Origin of the sequence: Methylobacterium sp. SD274, from assembly GCF_017355285.1 — a bacterium.
In the GTDB taxonomy this organism is placed as follows: domain Bacteria; phylum Pseudomonadota; class Alphaproteobacteria; order Rhizobiales; family Beijerinckiaceae; genus Methylobacterium.
Window position 1 is genome coordinate 124,994 of sequence record NZ_JADIJP010000006.1, and the last position, 23,301, is coordinate 148,294.

General features: G+C 67.3%; 19 protein-coding genes. 15 read left to right on the forward strand and 4 right to left on the reverse strand.

The genetic code is table 11. From position 1 onward, the window contains the following. Positions 1-245: 245 nt before the first annotated feature. Genes IPV08_RS07835 through IPV08_RS07845 form a run of 3 tightly spaced genes read left to right on the forward strand, consistent with a single transcriptional unit; the run spans position 246 to position 6,945 of the window. The gene (locus tag IPV08_RS07835; RefSeq protein ID WP_207411424.1) at positions 246-3,515 is read left to right on the forward strand and encodes a transglutaminase family protein; all 3,270 of its coding nucleotides are present in this window, start codon (positions 246-248) and stop codon (positions 3,513-3,515) included. Further along, positions 3,512-6,031, forward strand: a complete 2,520-nt coding sequence (locus tag IPV08_RS07840; RefSeq protein WP_207411425.1) for a circularly permuted type 2 ATP-grasp protein — start codon at positions 3,512-3,514, stop codon at positions 6,029-6,031. Before IPV08_RS07835 ends, IPV08_RS07840 begins: the two co-directional genes overlap by 4 nt. Next, complete coding sequence (locus IPV08_RS07845; protein ID WP_207411426.1) at positions 6,028-6,945, forward strand: transglutaminase family protein; 918 nt, start codon at positions 6,028-6,030, stop codon at positions 6,943-6,945. Before IPV08_RS07840 ends, IPV08_RS07845 begins: the two co-directional genes overlap by 4 nt. Positions 6,946-7,089: 144 nt before the next feature. On the opposite strand, the gene aqpZ is transcribed toward IPV08_RS07845, so the two are convergent. Next, complete coding sequence (gene aqpZ / locus IPV08_RS07850) at positions 7,090-7,830, reverse strand: aquaporin Z (RefSeq protein ID WP_207411427.1); 741 nt, start codon at positions 7,828-7,830, stop codon at positions 7,090-7,092. A gap of 310 nt (positions 7,831-8,140) precedes the next feature. Between aqpZ and IPV08_RS07855 the strand changes: the two genes are divergently transcribed. The 4 genes from IPV08_RS07855 to IPV08_RS07870 all read left to right on the forward strand — a co-directional run bounded on the left by IPV08_RS07855 (position 8,141) and on the right by IPV08_RS07870 (position 12,055). Beyond that, complete coding sequence (locus tag IPV08_RS07855; protein ID WP_348646100.1) at positions 8,141-8,440, forward strand: acyl carrier protein; 300 nt, start codon at positions 8,141-8,143, stop codon at positions 8,438-8,440. Between the two features lie 3 nt (positions 8,441-8,443). After that, complete coding sequence (locus tag IPV08_RS07860; protein WP_207411429.1) at positions 8,444-9,967, forward strand: AMP-binding protein; 1,524 nt, start codon at positions 8,444-8,446, stop codon at positions 9,965-9,967. Continuing rightward, the gene (locus IPV08_RS07865) at positions 9,960-11,258 is read left to right on the forward strand and encodes a type III PLP-dependent enzyme (RefSeq protein WP_207411430.1); all 1,299 of its coding nucleotides are present in this window, start codon (positions 9,960-9,962) and stop codon (positions 11,256-11,258) included. The genes IPV08_RS07860 and IPV08_RS07865 overlap by 8 nt, the downstream gene beginning before the upstream one ends. 182 nt (positions 11,259-11,440) lie before the next feature. After that, positions 11,441-12,055, forward strand: a complete 615-nt coding sequence (locus IPV08_RS07870; protein WP_207411431.1) for a hypothetical protein — start codon at positions 11,441-11,443, stop codon at positions 12,053-12,055. Between the two features lie 71 nt (positions 12,056-12,126). Here the strand turns inward: IPV08_RS07870 and mntR are convergent, their stop codons facing one another. Both mntR and IPV08_RS07880 read right to left on the reverse strand, forming a co-directional pair. Continuing rightward, positions 12,127-12,558, reverse strand: coding sequence for a manganese-binding transcriptional regulator MntR (mntR, locus tag IPV08_RS07875; RefSeq protein WP_244477964.1), 432 nt, complete (start codon positions 12,556-12,558; stop codon positions 12,127-12,129). An 85-nt stretch (positions 12,559-12,643) separates the two neighbouring features. Next, positions 12,644-13,579, reverse strand: a complete 936-nt coding sequence (locus IPV08_RS07880; protein ID WP_200919218.1) for a LysR substrate-binding domain-containing protein — start codon at positions 13,577-13,579, stop codon at positions 12,644-12,646. 69 nt (positions 13,580-13,648) lie between these two features. Here IPV08_RS07880 and IPV08_RS07885 point away from each other — a divergent pair, with 69 nt between their 5' ends. From IPV08_RS07885 to IPV08_RS07925, 8 genes are all read left to right on the forward strand, one after another. After that, complete coding sequence (locus IPV08_RS07885) at positions 13,649-13,960, forward strand: septum formation initiator family protein (RefSeq protein ID WP_056433401.1); 312 nt, start codon at positions 13,649-13,651, stop codon at positions 13,958-13,960. A 122-nt stretch (positions 13,961-14,082) separates the two neighbouring features. Further along, positions 14,083-15,168, forward strand: a complete 1,086-nt coding sequence (gene pdhA, locus IPV08_RS07890) for a pyruvate dehydrogenase (acetyl-transferring) E1 component subunit alpha (protein ID WP_056433397.1) — start codon at positions 14,083-14,085, stop codon at positions 15,166-15,168. A gap of 135 nt (positions 15,169-15,303) precedes the next feature. Beyond that, the gene (locus tag IPV08_RS07895) at positions 15,304-16,749 is read left to right on the forward strand and encodes a pyruvate dehydrogenase complex E1 component subunit beta (RefSeq protein WP_207411432.1); all 1,446 of its coding nucleotides are present in this window, start codon (positions 15,304-15,306) and stop codon (positions 16,747-16,749) included. A gap of 192 nt (positions 16,750-16,941) precedes the next feature. Next, positions 16,942-17,232: a DUF5076 domain-containing protein gene (locus IPV08_RS07900; RefSeq protein WP_018043098.1), complete on the forward strand. Its 291-nt coding sequence runs from the start codon at positions 16,942-16,944 to the stop codon at positions 17,230-17,232. A gap of 43 nt (positions 17,233-17,275) precedes the next feature. Next, complete coding sequence (locus tag IPV08_RS07905; protein WP_207411433.1) at positions 17,276-18,700, forward strand: pyruvate dehydrogenase complex dihydrolipoamide acetyltransferase; 1,425 nt, start codon at positions 17,276-17,278, stop codon at positions 18,698-18,700. A gap of 683 nt (positions 18,701-19,383) precedes the next feature. Next, entirely contained in the window at positions 19,384-20,823 is a 1,440-nt protein-coding gene (gene lpdA / locus IPV08_RS07915) for a dihydrolipoyl dehydrogenase (RefSeq protein ID WP_207411435.1), read from the forward strand. A 112-nt stretch (positions 20,824-20,935) separates the two neighbouring features. Then, positions 20,936-21,169 carry a hypothetical protein gene (locus IPV08_RS07920; protein ID WP_207411436.1) on the forward strand — a complete coding sequence of 78 codons (234 nt, stop codon included), beginning with the start codon at positions 20,936-20,938 and terminating at the stop codon, positions 21,167-21,169. A 79-nt stretch (positions 21,170-21,248) separates the two neighbouring features. Beyond that, positions 21,249-21,890, forward strand: coding sequence for a L,D-transpeptidase (locus tag IPV08_RS07925; protein WP_207411437.1), 642 nt, complete (start codon positions 21,249-21,251; stop codon positions 21,888-21,890). Between the two features lie 46 nt (positions 21,891-21,936). On the opposite strand, the gene IPV08_RS07930 is transcribed toward IPV08_RS07925, so the two are convergent. After that, entirely contained in the window at positions 21,937-23,283 is a 1,347-nt protein-coding gene (locus IPV08_RS07930) for a sorbosone dehydrogenase family protein (RefSeq protein ID WP_207411438.1), read from the reverse strand. Positions 23,284-23,301: the final 18 nt, after the last annotated feature.

The window sequence follows — 23,301 nt, forward strand, 5'->3', positions numbered from 1 at the left end:
TCTGAACTGCCAGGGCCAATCTGCTCACGTGATGAACGTCGTCACCTCCCATCGCCCGGTAGGGCAACGCCGCTGTAGACTAGCACCGATTTCGGCTGCCGTCGGCGGCGATCACAGCCTATGGTCATTCGGCCTCAAAGCGCCGATGACAACCGTGGGGCGCTTCGGTGATGCGCTCCGGTTTCCCGCCACCGCCGCGCGTCCGCCGCGCGCCCGGTCTCACGTCCGAACCAGCGGGAGTCCCCGTGTCCATTAAAGCCGCTCTGCACCACGTCACTCACTACAAGTACGATCGGCCGATCCAGCTCGGACCGCAGGTGATCCGCTTGCGCCCCGCGCCGCATACGCGCTCGACCGTGCCGGCCTATTCCCTCAAGATCCTTCCGGAGAACCACTTCATCAACTGGCAGCAGGACCCGAACGGGAACTGGCTCGCCCGTCTGGTCTTCCCCGAGCGGACCACCGAATTGAAGATCGAGGTCGATTTGACCGCCGAGATGGCGGTCATCAACCCGTTCGATTTCTTCGTCGAGGATTACGCCCAGACCCGCCCCTTCGCTTACGAGAGCGACCTGACCGCGGAGCTGAAGCCTTATCTCGTCACCGACGACGCGGTGGGCCCCGAGATCGACGCCTTGCTCGAGCGGCTGCCGGAACAGCCCAACACCGTGCTCTTCCTCGTGGCCCTCAACGCCATGATCGCCTCCGAGATCACCTACGGCGTCCGCATGGAGCCCGGTGTCCAGACACCGTCCGAGACGCTGACGCTCAAGAGCGGCTCCTGCCGCGATTCCGCTTGGCTCCTGGTCCAGGTGCTGCGCCGCATCGGCCTCGCCGCGCGCTTCGTCTCCGGCTACCTGATCCAGCTCGTTCCCGACACCACCGCCGTCGACGGGCCGGCGGGCACCAGCACGGACTTCACCGATCTTCATGCCTGGGCCGAGGTCTACCTGCCGGGTGCCGGCTGGATCGGCCTCGACGCCACGTCGGGCCTCCTCTGCGGCGAGGGGCATATCCCCCTTGCCGCCACCCCGCATTATCAATCCGCCGCGCCGATTTCCGGCCTCGCCGAACCCGCCGAGGTGGAGTTCGGCTTCGAGATGACGGTGACCCGCGTGGCGGAAGCCCCGCGCATCACGAAGCCCTTCTCCGAGGAGGTCTGGGCCAAGATGGATGCGCTGGGCGAGCGGATCGATGTCGATCTCGCCGAACAGGACGTGCGCCTGACCATGGGCGGCGAGCCGACCTTCGTCTCCATCGACGATTTCGAATCGGCCGAGTGGAACGCCGCCGCCGTGGGGCCGACCAAGCGCGGCCTTGCCGACAAGCTGATCCGGCGCCTGCGCACCCGCTTCGGACCGGGCGGCATGCTGCATTACGGCCAGGGCAAATGGTATCCGGGCGAGAGCCTGCCGCGCTGGGCCTTCGCCCTGTACTGGCGCCGGGACGGCAAGCCGATCTGGAGCAATCCCGACCTCGTCGCCAAGGAGGACGGCCCGCGTGACGCCACCTCCAGCAAGGCGAAGGCGCTGATCGACGGCGTCGCCAAGCGCCTCGGCCTCGAAACCTACGTGTTCCCCGCTTTCGAAGACCCGATCTACTGGGAGGAGAAGCGGGAGGAGTTGCCGATCAACGTCACCACCTCCGACGCCAAGTTTCCGAACCCGGAGACCAATGCCCGTATCGCGCGGGTGTTCGAGCGCGGCCTCGGCGAGGCCGCCGGCTATGCTCTTCCCCTGGCGAGCCTGCCCATGGGTAAGGACGATCCCGACGACCGTCGCTGGATTTCTGAGCCCTGGGAATTCCGCCGTACCCACGCCTTCCTGACGCCGGGAGATTCACCGGTGGGGTATCGCCTGCCGCTGAGCTCGCTGCCCTTCGTGCCGCCGGAGCATTACCCCTACTACCAGCCCCAGGACCCGCTGGAGGAGCGCGGCGCGCTCCCCGAGGGTCATCCCGGCACGAAGACCGAGAACGGATCGGGCGTCACCGGGGTCGCCGTGCGCACGGCGCTCGCGGTCGAGCCCCGGGATGGGGTGCTGCGGGTGTTCATGCCGCCGCTGCAACGGGTGGACGAGTATCTCGAACTCATCGGGCATCTCGAGGCCGTCGCCGCCGAGCTGAAGCAGCCCCTGCATATCGAGGGCTACGAGCCGCCGTTCGATCCGCGCCTCAACGTCATCAAGGTCACGCCCGATCCGGGCGTGATCGAGGTCAACGTCCACCCCGCCACCTCGTGGCGCGAGGCCGTCACCATCACGAGCGAGCTCTACGAGGATGCCCGCCAGATCCGCCTCGGCGCGCAGAAATTCATGACCGACGGGCGCCATACCGGCACCGGCGGCGGCAACCACGTGGTGCTGGGCGGCGCCACCCCGGCGGATTCGCCGTTCCTGCGCCGGCCGGACCTGCTGAAGAGCCTTGTGCTCTACTGGCAGCGCCACCCCTCGCTCTCCTACCTGTTCGCCGGGCTCTATATCGGCCCGACGAGCCAGGCCCCGCGCATGGACGAGGCCCGGCACGACGGGCTCTACGAACTCGAGATCGCCCTGGCGCAGGTGCCGAAACCCGACGAGCCCAACATCCCGCGCTGGCTCGTGGACCGGATCTTCCGCAACATCCTCGTGGACGTCACCGGCAACACCCACCGTTCCGAGATCTGCATCGACAAACTCTACTCGCCGGACGGCCCCACCGGCCGCCTCGGCCTCTTGGAGTTCCGCTCCTTCGAGATGCCGCCGGACCCGCGCATGAGCCTCGCCCAGCAATTGCTGTTGCGGGCCATCGTCGCCTGGGCCTGGCGCGAACCGCAGGAAGGCGGCTGTGTCCGTTGGGGCACGGGCCTGCACGATCGCTTCATGCTGCCCCACTTCCTCTGGACGGACTTCCTCGGCGTGCTGGAAGACCTCCGCCAAGCCGGCTACGACTTCGATCCGGCGGCGTTCCAGGCGCAGTACGAGTTCCGCTTCCCAGTCTTCGGAACGGTGGAGCAGGGCGGCGTCAAGCTGGAACTGCGGCAGGCATTGGAGCCCTGGCACGTGCTGGGCGAAGAGGGGGCGATCGGTGGAACGGTGCGGTACGTGGACAGCTCCGTGGAGCGTCTGCAGGTCAAGGTCGAGGGCTTCGTCCCCGGCCGCCACATCATCAGCTGCAACGGCCGGCGCCTTCCGATGACCGGCACCGGCACGGTGGGCGAAGCGGTGGCGGGCCTGCGCTTCAAGGCGTGGCAGCCGGCCTCCTCGATGCATCCGACGATCCCCGCGCATTCGCCCCTCACCATCGACATCCTCGATGCGTGGAGTGGACGCTCGATCGGCGGCTGCCGCTACCATGTCAGCCATCCCGGCGGCCGCAACTACGAGACCTTCCCGGTGAACACCTACGAGGCCGAGGGTCGGCGTCTCGCGCGCTTCCAGGCCCATGGCCACACGCCCGGCAAGGTCGAGATGCCGGTCGAGGAGATCAGCCGCGAGTTCCCGCTCACGCTCGACCTCAGGACACCTGCGCCCAGATGACGAATATGGCCGAGGCGCAAGCCGGAGGACGGGCGAAGCGTCTTGCGCGCTGGACCTCGGACTACCAGCCTCGGCCCGGTATCCCGGACGAGTTCGTGGGGGCGGGAGGCGCGCATCTCGGTGCCTGGCCCCGCCTGCTCGACCGGCTCGGGACCCTGAGCGGAACCGAGATCACCACCCGCTTCGCCTCGGCGGAGCGGCATATCCGCGATACCGGGATCTCCTACCGGATCTACGGCGACCAGCGCGAGCATGCCTGGCCACTGAGTTCCCTCCCTCTCGTGATCGAGAGCGCCGAATGGCGCGCCCTCAGCGCTGGCATCGTCCAGCGCGCTGAGCTGATGGAAACCATCATCTCCGACATCTACGGCCCTGGCCGGATGGTGTCGGAGGGCGTGCTGCCGGCGGCCCTCGTAGCCGGCAGCCCGGAATTTCTGCGACCGCTCTCAGGGGTGAAGCCGCCCGGCGGGCGCTGGCTCAAGCTCTACGCCGCCGATATCGGCCGGGGGCCGGACGGGCGCTGGCGTGTCCTCGCCGACAGGACGCAGGCTCCCTCCGGTCCCGGCTACGCGCTCGAGAACCGGATGGTGCTCACCCGCGCCTTCCCGGACCTCTATGCCGATCTCCATGTCGAGCGCCTCGCCCCGTTCTTCCAGGCGTTTCGCGACGGGCTGGTCATGGGCGCGCAGCGGAGCGACCCGCGTATCGGCCTTCTCACCTCCGGGCCGTTGAGCTCCACCTATGTCGAGCAGGCGGCGCTGGCGCGCTATCTCGGCCTGCTGCTGGTGGAGGGTGACGACCTCGTGATGCAGGACGGCGCGCTCCACGTGCGCACCGTCTCCGGGCTGAAACGCACCGACGTGCTGTGGCGGCGCATCGATTCCGACTATATCGACCCGCTCGAACTGAACCCGGCCTCGCGCCTCGGCATCTCCGGGGTGCTGGAGGCTCTGCGCAACGGCAGTCTCGTCGTCGGCAACATGCCGGGTTCCGGCATCCTCGAATCGGGTGCGCTCGGCGCCTACCTGCCGCGCATCGCCCGCTACTTCCTCGGCACCGATCTCCAGCTCGAAGGGCTGAAGAGCTGGTGGTGCGGCGATCCCGACGCGCTCGCGCATGTCCGCGACAACCTCGAACACCTCAACCTCCGCCCAGTGGCGACGCCGACCAAGGGGATGGGTCGCGACGCGATCCTCGGACCGCACGCGATCGTCGCCGAGCGCGAGCGCGTGGTGGCGGCCCTGCGCGACAGGCCCTTCGACTACATCGCCCAGGAACAGGCTCCGCTTTCGACCATGCCGGGCTGGGAGCGTCGAGAGGACGGGATGCGCCTCGTGCCCCGTCCCTTCGTCCTGCGGGTCTTCGCGGCGGCGACGCCGGACGGCTGGCGCGTGATGCCGGGCGGCTTCTGCCGCATCTCGGAGCGCCCCGACGTGAACCCGATCGAGATGCGGGCCGGGATCAAATCGGCGGATGTCTGGGTCCTCTCGGACCGTCCGGTCGAACCGGTCTCGCTGATGCATCCGGGCGCGCCCAGGGTCCGCCGCATCGCCGGGCACCTGCCGTCTCGCGCGGCCGACAACCTGTTCTGGTTCGGCCGCTACGTCGAGCGGGCGGAGGCGGTGATCCGCCTCGTCATCGCCCATCTCGGCAGCGTCGGGAACGCGGTGATCGCCGACATGGCGGGCGACGAGACGGCGCCGACGGCCCTGCGGATCCGCGCCCTGCTCGACGAATGGGGCGCCATCGAAGCGCCCGACCTGCCGACGGCCAAGCTCGCGCAGGAAGCCCTGAGCGGACGCCTTACCTACGGCTCGGCCCTCTCGCACAGCGTGTCGGCACGCCATAACGCGGCCTCCCTGCGCGAAAGGCTCTCCAGCGAGGCATGGCGCGTGCTCGCCGACCTGAAGGATCTCCTGGAACTCGACGAGGCGAAGGAACTGGCCGAAGCCGAGCTCCTCGGCCTGGCGGAGCGTGCCCTCAGCCACATCGCCGCCCTGGCCGGTCTCGCCCAGGAGAACATGAACCGGACCGCCGGCTGGCACTTCGTCGATCTCGGACGCCGGATCGAGCGGGCGATCAACACCTGCTCCTTCGCCGCCAGTTTCGCAGGGGACGAGGCGACGGCCGAGGATCTCGGGGTCATGCTGTCCCTGTGCGACTCGCACGTCTCGTTCGGCGCGCGCTACATGCAGGGCGTGGCGATCGACCCAGTACGCGACATGGTGCTCCTCGACCCGTTCAACCCGCGCTCCGTCGCGTTCCAGGTGGAAGCGATCTGCCGGCATCTCGCCGACCTGCCGGTGTTGCGCGTCGACGGCCTGCCGGAGACGCACCAGCGCCTCGCTCTCAAGCTGGCCGCCGAATTCACCACCGGCGAAGCCTCGGAACTCGACGGCGCCGCCCTGACGCGCCTGGAGAACGCCTTCGAGGGCCTCGCCGACGCGATCGTCACCCGCTACTTCCCCAACGGCCCGCACGCCATGCGTCCGGAGAAGCTCGTGGGGCTCGCGTGATCTATACGCTGCGCCACCTCACCACCTACCGCTACGGCAAGCCCGTCCGTTACGCCCGCTGCTCCCTGCGGCTTCAGCCGCGGGACGGGGAGGGGCAGAGTGTCCTGTCCAGTGAGTTGACCGTTTCGCCGGCTCCGCAAACCCGCACGGTGCGGCGCGACTATTTCGGCCTCGACGTGGTGACCTTCCTGATCGACACGCCGCATAACGAGTTGCGGGTCGAAGCTCTGTCGCGGGTCAAGGTGGAGCGTCCGCCGCTGCCGCCGCCCGAATCCGGCATGGCATGGGAATCGGTGCGCGACGCGGCGATTTCCGGTCGGTCGATGGCGCCCGACGCCCCCGTGCATTTCGTGTTCCCGAGCGTCAGGGTTCCCCTCGACCCGGACGTGACCGACTATGCGCGCGCGAGTTTCACACCCGGTCGCAGCGCATATGGCGGAGCCGTCGACCTGATGCGGCGCATGCGTGCCGACTTCAAATTCGACGCGAAGGCCACAACGGTTCACACGCCCCTCGCCAAGGCCTTCGCCCTCAAGGCGGGGGTGTGCCAGGATTTCGCGCATATCATGATCGCCGGCCTGCGCGGGCTCGGCCTGCCGGCGGCCTATGTCAGCGGCTACATCCGCACCATCCCGCCGGCCGGCCGGCCGCGCCTGCGCGGCGCCGATGCCAGCCATGCCTGGGTCTCGGTCTGGTGCGGGGATGGCTGGATCGGCCTCGATCCCACCAACAATATCGGCGCCTGCGACGACCACATCGTGGTGGCGCGGGGCCGCGACTACACCGACGTCTCGCCCATCGACGGCATCGTCTCCTCTTCCGGCCCGCAGAAGCTCAAGGTCGAGGTGGATGTGATCCCGGACGGCGAAGCGATGCCGGAATCGGCGGGCGAGCCGGAAACCGAAACGGCCTGATTTCGAGCGTCGTCCTACGCGATCCCCAGATGCGGCAGCGAAGCGAACGCCTCGACGGAGGCCTTCAAGGAACGCCGAGCGTTCATGGAGGCCTCGTCGGTCCCTCAGGATGAGGTCGCGAGACGGAATGGGTTCCGTCGATTCCTACGCCGGGGTCCGCTTCTCGACGATCGTCGTCTCGATGATCGTGTCCGGCTCGTAGAGCCAGCGCGCCATGGCCCCGGCCATCACGGCACCGAGCACCGGTGCCAGCCAGAACAGCCAGAGCTGGCCCATCGCCTCGGCCCCCGCGAACAGGGCCGGACCGGTGCTACGCGCAGGATTGACGGAGGTGTTGGTGATCGGGATCGAGATGAGGTGGATCAGCACCAGGGCAAAGCCGATGGGAATACCGGCAAATCCGGTGGCGGCGCCCTTCGATGTCGTCCCGATGATGATGAACAGGAAGAAGAAGGTCGCGAGAACCTCCACGAGGAAGCAGGAGAGCAATCCATACTTCCCTGGACTCAGGTCGCCGTAGCCGTTCGAGGCGAAGCCGTTAGGCATCCATCCGGCCTTGCCGGAGGCGATGAGGTAGAGCACGCCGGCACCGAACACGGCTCCGACGACCTGCGCCACGATGTAGGGAATCACGTGGTGGTCGGCGCAACGGCCGGCTGACCACAGGCCGACGGTGACGGCGGGATTGAAATGGCCGCCCGAAATGTGCCCGACGGCGTAGGCCATTGTCAGGACAGTCAGCCCGAAGGCGAAGGCCACCCCGAGAAATCCGATCCCTAATTCGGGATAGGCCGCTGAAACGACGGCTGCGCCGCAGCCGCCGAAAGTCAGCCAGAATGTTCCGAAAAATTCTGCTGTCGCTCGCCGGATCGTATCATTGGTCATGACCATCTCCGCTCAAATGCAGAGGGGCGACCATCCGGTATTCAAGACCGAAGAATCGGTTCTCTGCTCGATATTCACATGAATAGCGTAGTTTTCATCACAACTCTTGGCAATCGTCGAATCGGTGCTACCGAAACGATCTCAAGGTGCGGTCTCATCTACCGATACAGAAACCAGGAGCGGTCCCGCCCCTCTCCCGTCTTGGATGACCTCCCGGCTCGGAGCACGTCCGCGTGACTCATGGACTTGCCCTGTCGACCTCGCTATGGGCGGCGACGGTCGGCGGAATGACCGATCGGGAGGCTGGAACGTGGTCGAGACAAATGTGGTCGAGACAAATGTGGTCGACACCCATGCCGCCGCGCGAGAGGCGATTTTCGCCTTCATCGTTGGCCGCAACCCCGGCCTCGCGCCAGGGGCCATCACGGGCGAGACGTCCCTCGTCACCAGCGATGCCCTCGATTCCATCGGCGTGCTCGATCTGATGATGGAGCTCGGCGACCGGTTCGGCTTCGAGATCGAGGACGACGCGTTCGAACTCACGCATTTCGAAAGCATCGACGCGCTGGCCGCCTTCATCGACGCCAAGAGGGCTGAGGCGCAGCGTTAGGATATGTCGGCGCCCGCACTGCTGCACGACCTCCTCGACGGATCGGCATGTGCGCCCGAGCGGACCGCCCTCGTCGCCGGCACCGGACGGCTGAGCTATGGCGGGATGCGGGCCGGGGTGGATGACCTCACAGTACGTTTGAGGAGCCAGGGCGCGGAGCCCGGCGACCGCATCGCGATCCTGCTTCCGAAATCCTTTGCCGAATGCACGGCGATCTTCGCCATCAGCCGGATCGGGGCGGTGTTCGTGCCGATCCATCCGAGCCTGCGCCCGCGTCAGGTGGCGCATATCCTCGCCGATTGCGGCGCTCGGTTCCTCATCACCGACGCGACCTTGCTCTCGGCCCTCGATCTGCCCCCCTCGAACGTTCCACCCTCAACGGGGGAGGGAGGGGTTCCCGAATTCCCGATCATCGTCCGGCTGCAGCCGGAATCCGCGACATCGCCGCCGCCCGGCCTCGCCGCGATCCTCTACACGTCCGGCTCCACCGGTCTGCCGAAGGGCGTGATGCTCAGCCATGCCAATCTCCTGGCCGGCACCCGGATCGTGCGCACCTACTTGGCGATCACGGCGGACGATCGCATCCTCTCCGTCCTGCCATTCTCCTTCGATTACGGCCTCAACCAGCTGCTCACGAGCGTCGAGCAGGGCGCGTGCCTCGTCCTGCTGGAATTCCGCTTCGGAGACGAGGTGGTGGGTGCGCTGGAACGGCATCGGATCACGTTGCTCGCCGGCGTCCCCACCCTCTGGACCCTGCTGATCCGCGCGGCACCGAGACTGGGAAAGGCCGATCTTTCGAGCCTGCGGTTGATCACCAATTCCGGCGGAGCGGTGCCGCTGGAGACGGTTTCGAGGCTGCGCAAGGCGCTGCCACAGACCGGAATCGTACTCATGTACGGCCTCACCGAGGCTTTCCGCTCCACCTTCCTTCCACCGGAGGAATTGGAGATGCGCCCGGGCTCCATGGGCCGGGCCATCCCGGAGACCGAGATCTTCGCGGTGACGGCGGAGGGAGAGCGGAGCCGTGCCAATGAGCCGGGCATCCTGCACCATCGCGGGCCCACCGTGTCCCTCGGCTACTGGAACCGGCCCGAGGACACCGCCAGGGTGCTCGTGCCTGACCCGCGCTTTCCGGGGGACGGTACCCTCGTCTGCCGCTCGGGCGACCTCGTCGTGGAAGACGAGGACGGTTACTTTCGCTTCCTCGGCCGCGAGGATGCGATGATCAAGAGCGCCGGGTTCCGCGTCAGCCCCACCGAAGTCGAGGAGGCGCTGATGGAAACCGGAGCCTTCCGGGCCGTGGCAGTCATCGGCCTGCCGGATGCCGCGCTCGGTCAACGCATCCATGCGGTGGCGGTGCCGGCGGAGGGCGGTCCTGCCCGAGCCGAGGTGCTGCAGGACGTGCGGCGGAGCCTTCCCCCGCACATGGTCCCGCGTGCCGTCGAGAGCGTCCCGGCCCTACCGACGACGCCGAACGGTAAGGTCGATTACAAGCGCCTCGTGGCGGAACGGACGAGCTATGTCTGACACGGCCGGCGACAGCCTCGCGGATCGCCTCGTGGCGGCACATTTCCCCCGGTCTGACGGTGTGCTCCGGGTGGGCGGGCTCGACCTGCGCGACCTCGCCGAGGCTCACGGCACGCCACTCTTCGTCTACGACGCCGAGCTTCTGAGACGGGCCTATCGCGACCTTGCCGATGCGGTCTCGGGCTTCGCCGTGGTCGATTATTCGGTGAAGGCCAATCCGGCACCCGAGGTGATCCGGGTCTTCCGCGACGAGGGAGCGGGGGCCGAGATCGCCTCCGGCGCGGAATTCGCCGCGTCCTGGGCGGCCGGTGTCGAACCCCGACACATCCTGTTCGCCGGGCCGGGTAAGAGCGATTTCGACATCGAGGCCACCGTTGCCGGTGGGATCGGCGAGATCCATCTGGAGAACAGCGAGGAGATGCGGCGCGTGGCCGAGGCCGCCGGGCGCCACGGCGTCGTTCAGCGCGTGGCGATCCGGATCAATCCGGGGCCCGACGCGCAGGGGGGCGCCATGCGAATGGGCGGCAAACCCTCGCCCTTCGGCTTCGACGAGGAGGAACTGGATGCGATCGTCGATGCGGTGGAGGCCGAGCCGCGCCTGCACCTGTCCGGCATCCACCTCTTTGCCGGGACGCAAGGGCTCGTCGCCGCGACGCTCCTGTCGCAATGGGCCTATGGATTGTCGCTGGCGGCGCGGGTCGCGGACCGGATCGCGCGCCCGCTGGACACGATCGACCTCGGCGGCGGCCTCGGCATCCCCTATTTCTCCACCGACACGCAGCTCGACCTCGCCGCCATCCGGGACGGCATTCCAGCGCTGATCGCCCGTGTGAAGTCAGATCCTCGGCTCAGGGAGGCGCGGATCATGCTCGAACCCGGACGGTTCCTCGCCGGGCCGGCCGGGCTCTACGTGGCGCGAGTGCGAGCGGTGAAAGTCTCGCGGGGCAGCCGCTTCGTCATCACCGATGGGGGCATGCACCACCATCTCGCCGCCTCCGGCAATCTCGGACAGGTGGTCAAGCGCGATTATCCCGTCGCCGTCGTGGTGGACCGGGGCGGGCCACGCTCGCCCTGCGCCGTCGTCGGCCCGCTCTGCACGCCCCTAGACATGCTCGCCCGCGCCACACCGCTGCCGGACCTCGCGGCAGGAGACCTCATCGCCGTGCTGCAATCGGGGGCCTACGGCCTGACGGCGAGCCCCACGGGCTTTCTCAGCCACCCGCGCCCGGTGGAGCTCCTCGTGGATGGCGGCGCGGCACGGGAGATCGGCGGAGCACTGAGGACGGACTGACGCTCCCGTCCTCCGCACGGATGAAATCGCTTCAGACTGAGGGGGTTTGGCAAGAGAACGGAAACCCTCACAGCCTTAACGTCCCCTCGCGAAAGCTACGTGACGGTCGGAGGCTCGTCGCCAGGGCATCCGACTTCGGGGGCTGTGTGGGGCGCTCGTCGCCCCGATGACGTTCGAATGCGGTGCGGGAGGTACCCCGGTTGAAAGGCGGCGGCACGATCAGGCGGAAATCCACCAAGCTCGAATTCCTCGAGCACATCGCCGCCAGCACGCAGACGGGAAGGAGCGATCTCCCCACGGTCATGACGAGCGACGAATACGCCCGCGACCACGTGCTGATGATCTGCGAATCCCTGCAACTCGGCCTGACCCGCCTGTATCGCGACCGGGATGGATACGGCTACGAGGTGCGCATCACCCGCGCCGGCCGGCTCCTGGCAAAGGGCGACATCGAAGCGGCAGCGGCCGTCCTCGATTCCAACACCAGCGTCATGCGCCTCGCCGGCGAACCACCTGAGGGCGCGCTCGGCACCCTGCTGGCGCCAGGCAGCAAAGGGATCTCGCTGTTCGGGATCGCGGCCCGGCAATACGCGCCCGAAATGATACGCGGCGTCGCAACCGGGCATCTTTCCGTCTCGGACGGCATCATCCAGGCATCCAAGGAGTCCGCGACCGGACCCAGCTGGGGCGGGTGGCGCGAGATCGGCGGGAGCGCCCGGCCTTTGCGCGAAGGGGAAACGACCTCGGTCCTGCCGTCGAGCCGCTCGACGCGCCATGTCTTCGCGCGAAAACCGTAGCGTTCCGTTCGACCACGGGGCGAAGGCCGGCACCTCTCCGTGACATGCCAGCCCTTTAAGCTTCGCCCCCTTCAGGCCTTGCGCTCCGTGAAGTCGCGAAAAGCCTCCAGCGTCTCGGCGCTCACGTGATGCTCGATTCCTTCGGCATCGCGCCGCGCGGTCTCGGCGCTGACGCCGAGGGCACAGAGAAAATGCTCGACGATCCGATGGCGCTCGCGGCTCTGGACCGCGAGCATGCGTCCGCTCTCGGTGAGGAACACGCCGCGATAGGGGCGCTGCTGGACGAGGCCGTCCTCGGCCAGGCGTTTCAGCATCTTGGCGACGGTGGGCTGGGCGACGCCGAGGCGTGCGGCGATATCGACCTGCCGCGCCTCGCCGCCATCACCGATGAGATCGGCGATCAACTCCACGTAATCTTCGACGAGTTCGAGGCGGCGCGCCTCGCGTGCCTGCCGGAAGCTCTCCACATGGACGTCCGGATCGACCAGAGGGGCGTCGGGCATGGATCGCGACGAATCCTGCATGATGCCGGGCACCCCTTGCTTCATCGGTGTCACGGACACGGACCATTCCGTTCCCGAGCCGTGTTTAGCCAAGGCCGGCCCCCGAGGGGAGCCCTAAACCGGGCCGTGACGCCCCTGCGCGCAGATGAGCGACGAATTCCCGGGCGAAAACCGGTAGCGCTTCGAGGGATCGCAGGCAGATGGTGAGGTCGCGCGCCGCCCATGGGTCGAGGAGCGGCACGATATCGAGGCCCATCGAGCGCGCGGCGCGCCGGGCGGTGGTTTCGGGGACGATCCCGAGCCCGACGCCGCATTCCACCAGCCGGCACACCGCATCGAAGCCGCGCAGCTGGACCCGCAGCCGCATGAGCGGCCGCCCGGTGCGCATGGCCTTGTCGGCGAGGAAGCGGGTGATGGCGCTCGCCCGATCGAGGCCGACAAGGTCGTAATCCAGCACATCGGCGAACAGCACGCCGTCCCGCTCCCCCAGCGGATGACCGGAAGGCAGCACCGCCACGAACCTGTCCTGGCGGAACGGGTGGGTCTCCAGGGTGCCGGTATCCACCGTGCCGGAGACGATGCCGAGATCGGCGGCTCCCTCCGCCACGAGACCGACGATCTCGTCCGACGTCCGCTCGACGATATCGACGCTCACGCCGGTATGGAGAGCGAGGTAGGCGCTCAGGGCCTCCGGCAGGAATTCGGTCAGCGCGTGGGTGTTCGACAGGACCTTGATCTGGCCGATCGCTCCGCCGGCATAGGCGGCGAGATCGCCCTGCATCCGGTCGACCCCCTCCAAAAGGCCGCGCGCATGAGCGAGCAGCGCGCGGCCCGCCGGGGTGAGAAGCACGCCCTGGCGGCTCCGGCTGAGGAGTGCCGCCCCGAGGGAAACCTCCATCGCCCGTATCCGGCTCGACGCGGCGGCGAGCGCCAGGTTCGCCCGGGCCGCCCCATGCGTGATCGACCCCGCCTCGGCCACGTGGCGAAACAGGCCGAGATCGACGAGGTCGAAACGCATCATCGGGCAAACCCGGCGAAAGGAAGCCACATTGGAAACGCATCCTTAACCCTGTGACGCGATGCTCGAAACATGGTGGTCCGTCGTCGCGTCCGTTCCGTTCTCATGCCGCTCGGCCTCTACGCCGTGTCCGCGCTCGTGGTCGGATATTTCGTTCATCAGGCCGAGAGCGGCAATCGCGGCTTGGAGGCCAAGCGCGCGCTCAAGATCCAGGCCTATGGGTTGAAGCAGGAGCTCACGGCCGCCAAGGCGGACCGGGCGATCTGGGAACACCGGGTGGCCCTCCTGCGCAGCGACCAGATCGACCGCGATCTCCTCGAGGAACGTGCCCGCATCGTGCTGGGGCGCGTCCACGCGAACGATGTCGTCATCATCAACCCATGATCGTGTTTGTCCCGTCGCATTCCGCCTGACAACTCCGACGATCTGTCGACTGGACGGCCTCGCTTTCCGGAAAACCCTGTCCTAGAAACGGTTCAGAATAGCCGTTCACGGGAGGAAAGCCGATGGATGCCGCCAACGAAGCGGGGCAGGCGAAAGCCGATTCGGCCAAAGGTTCGGCTCAGTTGGGTACGGGGGCCAGCAACGCTCCGGAGCACGCCCCCGCGCCGAACACACCACAATTCACGCGGGAAGAAGACCTCCACGCCTATCACGAAATGCTGCTGATCCGGCGCTTCGAGGAAAAGGCGGGCCAGCTCTACGGCATGGGCCTGATCGGTGGGTTCTGCCACCTGTATATCGGCCAGGAAGCCGTCGTGATCGGCATGCAGATGGCCTCGGTCGAAGGCGACCAGACCATCACCGGATACCGCGACCACGGCCACATGCTCGCCTGCGGCATGGACCCGAAGGGCGTGATGGCCGAGCTGACCGGCCGCCGCGGCGGGTATTCCCGGGGCAAGGGCGGCTCGATGCACATGTTCTCCAAGGAGAAGCAGTTCTTCGGCGGCCACGGCATCGTCGGCGCCCAGGTCTCCCTCGGAACCGGCCTCGGTTTCGCCGACGCCTACAGGAAGAACGGCAAAGTCAGCCTGACCTATATGGGCGACGGCGCCGCCAACCAGGGCCAGGTCTACGAGAGCTTCAACATGGCCCAGCTCTGGAAGCTGCCCGTGGTCTACGTGATCGAGAACAACCGCTATGCCATGGGCACGTCGGTGGCACGCGCCTCGGCGCAGACCGATTTCTCCAGGCGCGGCATCTCCTTCGGCATCCCCGGCGAGCAGGTCGACGGCATGGACGTCCGCACCGTCCGTGAGGCGGCGAGCCGGGCGGTGGAGCATGCCCGCTCCGGCCAGGGACCCTACATCCTCGAGATGCAGACCTACCGCTATCGCGGCCACTCGATGTCCGATCCGGCGAAGTACCGGACCAAGGACGAAGTCTCCAAGATGCGCGACGAGCACGACCCGATCGAGATGGTGCGCAAGCGCCTGATCGAGATGCACGGGGTGCCGGAAGCGGACCTCAAGGCCACGGACGCCAAGGTCCGCGAGACCGTCAACGACGCGGCCGAGTTCGCCACGCACGATCCCGAGCCGGATCCGTCCGAGCTCTGGACCGACATCCTGCTGGAAGCCCGCGCCTAAGACAGGCCTCGCGACGCTCCCCGAGCCGGGGCATCCCCCTGCCATGACGGCACGGGGGAGAGCCGCAGCGAGGGACAGAGAAGCCGCTGCTTCCTCTCCAGAAGGCCGCCCGCCAACCTACGGATAAAAAACCTCATGGCGACCGACATCCTGATGCCCGCGCTGTCTCCGACGATGGAGGAAGGCAAGCTCGCCAAGTGGCTGAAGAAGGAGGGCGACGCGGTCAAATCCGGCGATGTCCTCGCCGAGATCGAGACCGACAAGGCGACGATGGAAGTCGAGGCCATCGACGAAGGCGTCCTCGCCAAGATCCTCATCGAGGAAGGCACCGAGGGCGTGAAGGTGAACACGCCGATCGCCATCATCGCCGGTGAAGGCGAGGACGTGGCCGCGGCGGCGGCGGGCGGCGGTTCGAAGCCGGAGGCTTCGACCCCGGCACAATCGGCCCCGACGCCGACCATGCAGGCCGAAGGCCAGGCCTCTGCACCGGCCGCCACGGCGAAATCGGGCGACGACAAGCCGAACGCTCCCGCCGCCCCGGCCGTCATCACCAACAAGGCCCCCGCGCCGGTGATGGAGGAATTCCCGGCCGGCACCGAAATGGTCACCATGACCGTGCGCGAGTCGCTCCGCGACGCCATGGCCGAGGAGATGCGCCGCGAGGATTCGGTCTTCGTGATGGGCGAGGAAGTCGCCGAGTACCAAGGCGCCTACAAGGTGACCCAGGGCCTGCTGCAGGAATTCGGCGCCCGCCGCGTGGTCGACACGCCGATCACCGAGCACGGCTTCGCCGGCATCGCGGCCGGTGCCGCCTTCACCGGCCTGCGGCCCATCGTCGAGTTCATGACCTTTAACTTCGCCATGCAGGCGATCGACCACATCATCAACTCGGCGGCCAAGACCCTCTACATGTCCGGCGGCCAGCTCGGCTGTCCCATCGTGTTCCGTGGCCCCAACGGTGCCGCCGCCCGCGTCGGCGCCCAGCACAGCCACGATTACTCCGCCTGGTACTCCAACGTGCCCGGCCTTAAGGTGATCGCGCCCTATACGGCCTCCGACGCCAAGGGCCTGCTCAAGGCCGCGATCCGCGACCCGAACCCGGTGATCTTCCTCGAGAACGAAATCCTCTACGGCCAGAGCTTCCCGGTGCCGAAGCTCGACGATTTCGTGCTCCCCATCGGCAAGGCGCGTATCCATCGCACCGGCAAGGACGTGACCATCGTCTCCTTCTCCATCGGCATGACCTACGCGCTGAAGGCGGCGCAGGCTTTGGCCGAGGAGGGCATCGACGCGGAGGTCATCGACCTGCGCACGCTCCGCCCGATGGATACCGACACGATCGTGGAATCGGTGAAGAAGACCGGCCGCTGCGTAACGGTGGAGGAGGGCTTCCCGCAATCGGGCATCGGCGCGGAGATCATCGCCCGCCTCATGGCCGACGCCTTCGACTTCCTCGACGCCCCGGTCCTGCGGGTCACCGGCAAGGATGTCCCGATGCCCTACGCCGCCAACCTTGAGAAACTCGCCTTGCCCAACGTCGCCGAAGTGATCCAGGCGGTGAAGGCGGTCTGCTATCGGTGAGCCGATGCCGCCCACGGACCGACCATCGTCCTAGCCAGGGCCTCATCCTGAGGTGCCCGCATCCGCGGGCCTCGAAGGAGGGCTCCAGTATTAGCAGTTCGAACTGGAGGGCTCCTTCGAGGCCTCCGCTCCGCTCCGGCGCCTCAGGATGAGGTCTCAGGTCGGAGTACGGGCTCGGAGGAGTTGAGCACCATGACCGACAAGTTCCAGGAACTCTCCGCTCCCCCCGACGCCCTGAACAATGGCGGCATCGAGGTGGTGCGTGCCAGCGTGGTGGACGGCGCGGTGAGCGTGGCTCTGCGCCGATCCTTCGACGATCCCTATACCTGGGGCCGTCTTCTCATCGACCTCGCCCGTCAGGCCGCCCGGGTCTACGCGCTGGAGACCGAGATGTCGGAGGAAGAGGCGTTCGAGCGCATCCGCGCCGGCCTCGATTCCGAGAGCTTCGACCCCGACTTGCCGCCCGGCGGCACACTCAACTGACCGCCCCGCCACGCCCATCCGCTGACGATCAGGATTCATAACGATGCCCATCAACGTCCTGATGCCCGCCCTGTCGCCGACGATGGAGAAGGGCAACCTCGCCAAGTGGCTCAAGAAGGAAGGCGACGCGGTCAAATCCGGCGACGTCCTCGCCGAGATCGAGACCGACAAGGCCACGATGGAAGTCGAGGCCATCGACGAGGGCATCCTCGCCAAGATCATCGTGGCCGAGGGCACCGCCGACGTGCCAGTGAACGATCTCATCGCCATCATCGCCTCCGAGGGCGAGGACCCGAAGACCGTCGGTGCTTCGGGCGATGGCGGCGCAAAAGCGGAGGCTCCCGAGGCAGACGCTCCGAAGAGCGACACGCCCGCACTGAACACCACTCCTGGGGACGGCCACAAATCCTACGCGCGGGTCGACGCGGCGCCCGATGGCGCCAAGCCGGATGCCACCCCCCAAGCAGGGCAGGGCGGACGCATCGTCGCCTCGCCGCTGGCGCGCCGCATCGCCAAGCTCGAAGGCATTGACCTCTCCGCCGTCTCGGGCTCCGGCCCACATGGCCGCGTGATCGAGCGCGACGTCCGCGCCGCCATCGCCAGCGGCTCGGCCAAGGCCGGCGCACCGAAGGCCGGCGCACCGAAGGCAGCCGCCCCCGCCGCTGCCCCTGCGGCCGCTCCGGCTCCCGCCGCGCCAGCGCCCGCACCAAAGGCCGCCGCACAGGGGCTGACCATCGATCAGGTGCGCGGCTTCTACCAGAAGGGCACGTTCGAGGAGGTTCCCCTCGACGGCATGCGGAAGACCATCGCCAAGCGCCTCACCGAGGCGATGCAGGTGGCCCCCCACTTCTACCTCACGGTGGATTGCGAGCTCGACGCGCTGATGGCCCTGCGCGAACAGCTCAACAAGAGCGCCGGCACCACCAAGGACGGCAAGCCGCTGTTCAAGCTCTCGGTGAACGACTTCGTCATCAAGGCGATGGGCTTGGCGCTGATGCGCGTGCCGGCCGCCAACGCGGTCTGGGCCGAGGACCGGATCCTACGCTTCAACAATGCCGAGGTCGGCGTCGCCGTCGCCATCGACGGCGGGTTGTTCACCCCGGTGATCCGCAAGGCCGACCAGAAGACGCTTTCCACCATCTCGAACGAGATGAAGGACTTTGCCGGCCGGGCGCGGGCCAAGAAGCTGAAGCCGGAAGAGTACCAGGGCGGCGTCACCTCGGTGTCGAACCTCGGCATGTTCGGCATCAAGCACTTCACGGCGGTGATCAACCCGCCGCAATCCTCGATCCTGGCGGTGGGTGCGGGCGAGAAGCGCGTCGTGGTGAAGGACGGCGCCCCGGCGGTGGTCCAGGTGATGACCGCCACGTTGTCCTGCGACCACCGTGTGCTCGACGGGGCTCTCGGCGCCGAGTTGATCTCGGCCTTCAAGAGCCTGATCGAGAACCCGATGGGGATGCTGGTCTAGTCTTTCGGACCAGACTGAACGAGCCCTCCTCCCCCTTGTGGGGAGGAGTTGGAGGTGGGGGTGACTGGGTGACCCACTGCGAAGTCCGGCGGAGCCACCCCCACCCTCGATCCCTCCCCACAAGGGGGAGGGAGGTGCGCGAGCTTGGTGGGGTTCACGGGAGGCGACAGCCGATGCCATGGAAGGAACCGCCTCGGCACTCTGTCTCTCCACGCGCCGCACTGAATGCGAAGACCCTGCGCCGAACATCGACAGAGGCGGAGAGGCGATTGTGGCGGCACCTGAGGCATTGCCTGCCGATCGAAGGCTCGCATTTCCGTCGTCAGGTTGCCCTCGGTCCTTACGTCGCTGATTTCTGTTGTCTGTCCGCGCGCATGATCGTCGAAGTCGAAGGCGGGCAGCATAGCCACGACCACATGGCCGCTTACGATGAAACCCGCACGCTCGCTCTCGAAGAGAGAGGTTTCCGCGTTCTCAGATTCACCAATGCAGACGTCATGCTGCGGATCGACATCGTCCTCGAGACGATATTCGCCGCACTCTCCGACCCGTCGTTACATGTCCTGCCCGAGACAGGATTGGCAACGCCGAGGGGTCAATCGGCACCCTACCCGTTCCATCCGGCACCACCCCCACCTCCTACCTCCTCCCCGCAAGGGGGAGGAGAGACCGCGGAGCCCTGAATGTCCAACACCTACGACATCCTCGTCATCGGCGCAGGCCCCGGGGGCTACGTCGCGGCCATCCGGGCGGCACAGCTCGGGTTCAAGACCGCGGTGGTGGACCGAGAGCATCTCGGCGGCATCTGCCTGAACTGGGGCTGCATCCCCACGAAGGCGCTGCTGCGCTCGGCCGAGATCTACCATTACATGCAGCACGCTTCCGATTACGGGTTGTCGGCGGAGAAAGTCGGGTTCGACACGGCCGCCATCGTCAAGCGCTCGCGCGGCGTCTCGACCCGGCTCAACGGCGGCGTCGGCATGCTGCTCAAGAAGAACAAGGTCGATGTGATCTGGGGCGAGGCCACCATCGAGGCCGCGGCCAAGGGCAACGAGCCCGGCAAGGTCACGGTGAAGGAAACGAGCCGCGCCCCCGCGCCGAAGGGTGCGCTCGCCGCCGGCTCCTATTCGGCCAAGCACATCATCGTCGCCACGGGCGCCCGCCCCCGCGCGATCCCCGGCATCGAGCCGGACAAGAAGCAGATCTGGACCTATTACGAGGCCATGGTGCCGGAGACGATGCCCAAGAGCCTGCTCGTCATGGGCTCGGGCGCCATCGGCATCGAGTTCGCCTCGTTCTACCGCACTATGGGCGCCGAGGTGACGGTGATCGAACTGCTGCCGCAGATCCTGCCGGTGGAGGATGCCGAGATCGCCGGCCTCGCCCGCAAGCGCTTCGAGAAGCAGGGCATCAAGATCCTCACCGGCGCCAAGGTGACGAAGGTGGAGAAGGCGGCCGATTCCGTCACCGCCACCGTCGAGACGACGGACGGCAAGAGCCAGCAATTGACGGCGGAGAAGCTGATCTCGGCGGTGGGCGTCGTCGGCAACATCGAGAATCTCGGTCTCGAGAAGCTTGGAATCGGCATCGAGCGCGGCATCGTCGTCACCGATGGGCTCGGCAACACCAACGTGCCGGGCATCTACGCCATCGGCGACGTCGCCGGACCGCCGATGCTCGCCCACAAGGCCGAGCACGAAGGCGTGCTCTGCGTCGAGACGATCAAGGGCCTGCACACCCACGCCATGGACAAGGCCAAGATCCCCGGCTGCACCTATTGCCAGCCACAGATCGCCAGCGTCGGCCTCACCGAGGCCAAGGCGAAGGAGCTGGGATTCTCCGTGAAGGTCGGCCGCTTCCCCTTCGCCGGCAACGGCAAGGCCATCGCGCTCGGCGAGCCGGACGGGCTGGTGAAGACGGTGTTCGACACCAAGACCGGCCAGCTGCTCGGCGCCCACATGGTGGGGGCGGAAGTCACAGAACTGATCCAGGGTTATGTCGTCGCCATGAACCTGGAGACGACGGAGGAAGACCTGATGCACACGGTCTTCCCGCACCCGACCCTGAGCGAAATGATGCACGAGAGCGTGCTCGATGCCTACGGCAAGGTGATCCACAGCTGAGCCCGGCACATCATCGTGCCGATGTCCACAGGCTTATAACCACCCGGGTAAGGATCCGTTAACCGTCACGGCGTGTTCTGTCTTCGTTCTCAATGCGAGTCGGAGACGGGCCATGCCGAAGACGCTGACCAGGATCAGGAACGAGAGTGAGGCGGAGCCGGGCCTGCACTGTCCGGTGGAGGATATCGCCCAAGCCTATCTGACGAGCACGGCGGGGGATGCGGAGATCGCGCTCCGCTGCGCCATCACCGACGCGCTGTCCGACCTGATGCAGGCCGAGCGTCGGGCCCGCGAGACCAGCCGGTTGATTTCGCGGGGTTATGTCCGCTCCGCCCTCAGGGGCTGAAGCGCGCGTTAAGCAGAACGCATCGCTTGAAGCGCGCCCCCGCCGGTGCATGTACCCTGGCATCACACCGAGGACGATCATGCGCCGCCGTCTCGCCACCCTCCTGTCCGCCCTTGCCCTCGTGGCGCTGACGCATCCCGCCTCGGCCGAGCTGCGCGTGACCATCGACAAGGAGGCGCAGCGCATGAGTGTCGCGGTGGACGGCGAGACCCGGCATGTCTGGCCGGTCTCAACGGGGCTCGCCCGCTACGACACGCCGAACGGCGCATATCGGCCGTTCCGGATGGAGAAGACGCACTTCTCTCGCGAATGGGACAACGCGCCGATGCCGCACGCGATCTTCTTCACGCCCGCCGGCCACGCGATCCACGCCACCCATCAGACCCGCCATCTCGGCCGCCCGGCCTCGCATGGCTGTGTCCGGCTCTCGCCGCGCAACGCCGCGACTTTGTTCGCGCTGGTGAGGCAGCAGGGGATGGGCGGGACGCGTGTCACCGTCGAGGGCAGCATTCATGCGCCCGTCGCCAACCTCCGTCGGTCCGAAGCGCAGCGTGTGGCTCGCTCCTCGGAGCGCGCACGTCGCGTCGTGTCTCAAAGCGCGCGAGACCGGGCGTGGGAGCAGGAAAACTACTACGACGCACCGGTCGCACGTGTGTCTCGCAATCCGCTTGACGAACGTAGTGGGTACGGAACGGTCGTTGTCTACGATGACGGATACTAGGGAGGGAGACCCCCTCCCTCCCGGTCGTCAGAGACCCGGTTCGGTTTCACTGCGTCTGCGACGCACCGGTCACCCGCCAGATCACCTTCCCCACATCGTCCGACACGAGCAACGCCCCGGTCTTGTCGAGGATCACGCCCACCGGACGCCCCTGCGCCTTCTCGTCGGCATCGAGGAAGCCTGTGAGCGCCTCGACGGGTTGGCCGGTGGGCTTACCGGCGTTGAAGGGCACATAGATCACCTTGTAGCCGCTCTTCGGGCGGCGGTTCCATGAGCCGTGCTGGGCCACGAAGAGGCCGCTCTTCCACGCCTCCGGCAGGGTCGATCCGTTGGAGAAGGCGATGCCCAGAGACGCGGTGTGGGTGCCCACCGCGTAGTCCGGCGCGATGGCCTTGGCGACGAGGTCGGGCTTCTGCGGCGAGACCCGCTCGTCCACATGCTTGCCCCAGTAGCTGTAGGGCCAGCCATAGAAGCCCCCCTCCTTCACCGAGGTGACGTAGTCGGGCACGAGGTCGCTGCCGATCTCGTCACGCTCGTTCACCGCCGTCCAGAGCGCGCCGGTGGTGGGCTCGAAGGCGAGGCCGTTGGGGTTGCGCAGGCCGGTGGCGAACTCGCGCATCTGCTTCGTGGCGATCGTGTATTCCCAGATCGCGGCGCGGCCCACCTCCTTGTCGAGACCGTTCTCTCCGACATTGCTGTTCGAGCCCACGGTGACGAAGAGCTTGGTACCATCCGGGCTCGCGATGACGTTCTTCGTCCAATGGTGGTTGATGCCGGACGGTAGCTCGACCACCGTCTCGGGCTTCGCGGTGATCTCGGTCTGGGCCTGCGCATAGGGCACCTTCACCAGGGCATCGGCATTGGCGACGTAGAGATCGCCGCCCACCAAGGCCATGCCGAAGGGCGAGTGCAGGCCGGTGAGGAACATGTGGCGCTCCTCGGCGACCCCGTCGCCATCCTTGTCGCGCAGGAGCACGATCCGGTCCGGGCTCGGCACGCCGGCGCCGGCCATGCTCTTCACCTTGTCGGCGACCCAGTCGGCGATGCCGGTGGAGGGGTCGTCGGTCTTGGGCTTGTTCGCCTCCGCCACCAGCACATCGCCGTTGGGCAGGAGATACATCCAGCGTGGATGGTCGAACCCGGCCGCATAGGCCGCGACCTGAAGCCCCGCGGCCGGCTTCGGCTTGGCGCCGTTCTCCCAGCGGGCGACGCGGGCGATGTTCACGGTCGGCATCAAGGTCGGGTTGGGAGCGGGGAGGGTGGGGTTGGTCCCTTCCCCGGCCGAGGCTTCGAGACTGGCCTTCTCGGGGTAGACGACGAAGCGGAGGAATGCCGCTCCGCCAAGAAGCACTACGCCCAAGGCCGCAAGGCCGAGCTTCGATCGATTCCGCATGGTGGTGACCCTGTATCC

What these genes read in the sequence shown, in the direction of transcription:
- IPV08_RS07905 (WP_207411433.1), top strand. Translation starts at nt 17,276, where the DNA reads ATGCCCATCAACGTCCTGATGCCCGCCCTGTCGCCGACGATGGAGAAG.
- IPV08_RS07895 (WP_207411432.1), top strand. Translation starts at nt 15,304, where the DNA reads ATGGCGACCGACATCCTGATGCCCGCGCTGTCTCCGACGATGGAGGAA.
- lpdA (WP_207411435.1), top strand. Translation starts at nt 19,384, where the DNA reads ATGTCCAACACCTACGACATCCTCGTCATCGGCGCAGGCCCCGGGGGC.
- IPV08_RS07920 (WP_207411436.1), top strand. Translation starts at nt 20,936, where the DNA reads ATGCCGAAGACGCTGACCAGGATCAGGAACGAGAGTGAGGCGGAGCCG.
- pdhA (WP_056433397.1), top strand. Translation starts at nt 14,083, where the DNA reads ATGGATGCCGCCAACGAAGCGGGGCAGGCGAAAGCCGATTCGGCCAAA.
- aqpZ (WP_207411427.1), bottom strand. Translation starts at nt 7,830, where the DNA reads ATGACCAATGATACGATCCGGCGAGCGACAGCAGAATTTTTCGGAACA.
- IPV08_RS07880 (WP_200919218.1), bottom strand. Translation starts at nt 13,579, where the DNA reads ATGATGCGTTTCGACCTCGTCGATCTCGGCCTGTTTCGCCACGTGGCC.
- IPV08_RS07900 (WP_018043098.1), top strand. Translation starts at nt 16,942, where the DNA reads ATGACCGACAAGTTCCAGGAACTCTCCGCTCCCCCCGACGCCCTGAAC.
- IPV08_RS07860 (WP_207411429.1), top strand. Translation starts at nt 8,444, where the DNA reads ATGTCGGCGCCCGCACTGCTGCACGACCTCCTCGACGGATCGGCATGT.
- IPV08_RS07925 (WP_207411437.1), top strand. Translation starts at nt 21,249, where the DNA reads ATGCGCCGCCGTCTCGCCACCCTCCTGTCCGCCCTTGCCCTCGTGGCG.
- IPV08_RS07885 (WP_056433401.1), top strand. Translation starts at nt 13,649, where the DNA reads ATGGTGGTCCGTCGTCGCGTCCGTTCCGTTCTCATGCCGCTCGGCCTC.
- IPV08_RS07865 (WP_207411430.1), top strand. Translation starts at nt 9,960, where the DNA reads ATGTCTGACACGGCCGGCGACAGCCTCGCGGATCGCCTCGTGGCGGCA.
- IPV08_RS07840 (WP_207411425.1), top strand. Translation starts at nt 3,512, where the DNA reads ATGACGAATATGGCCGAGGCGCAAGCCGGAGGACGGGCGAAGCGTCTT.
- mntR (WP_244477964.1), bottom strand. Translation starts at nt 12,558, where the DNA reads ATGCCCGACGCCCCTCTGGTCGATCCGGACGTCCATGTGGAGAGCTTC.
- IPV08_RS07930 (WP_207411438.1), bottom strand. Translation starts at nt 23,283, where the DNA reads ATGCGGAATCGATCGAAGCTCGGCCTTGCGGCCTTGGGCGTAGTGCTT.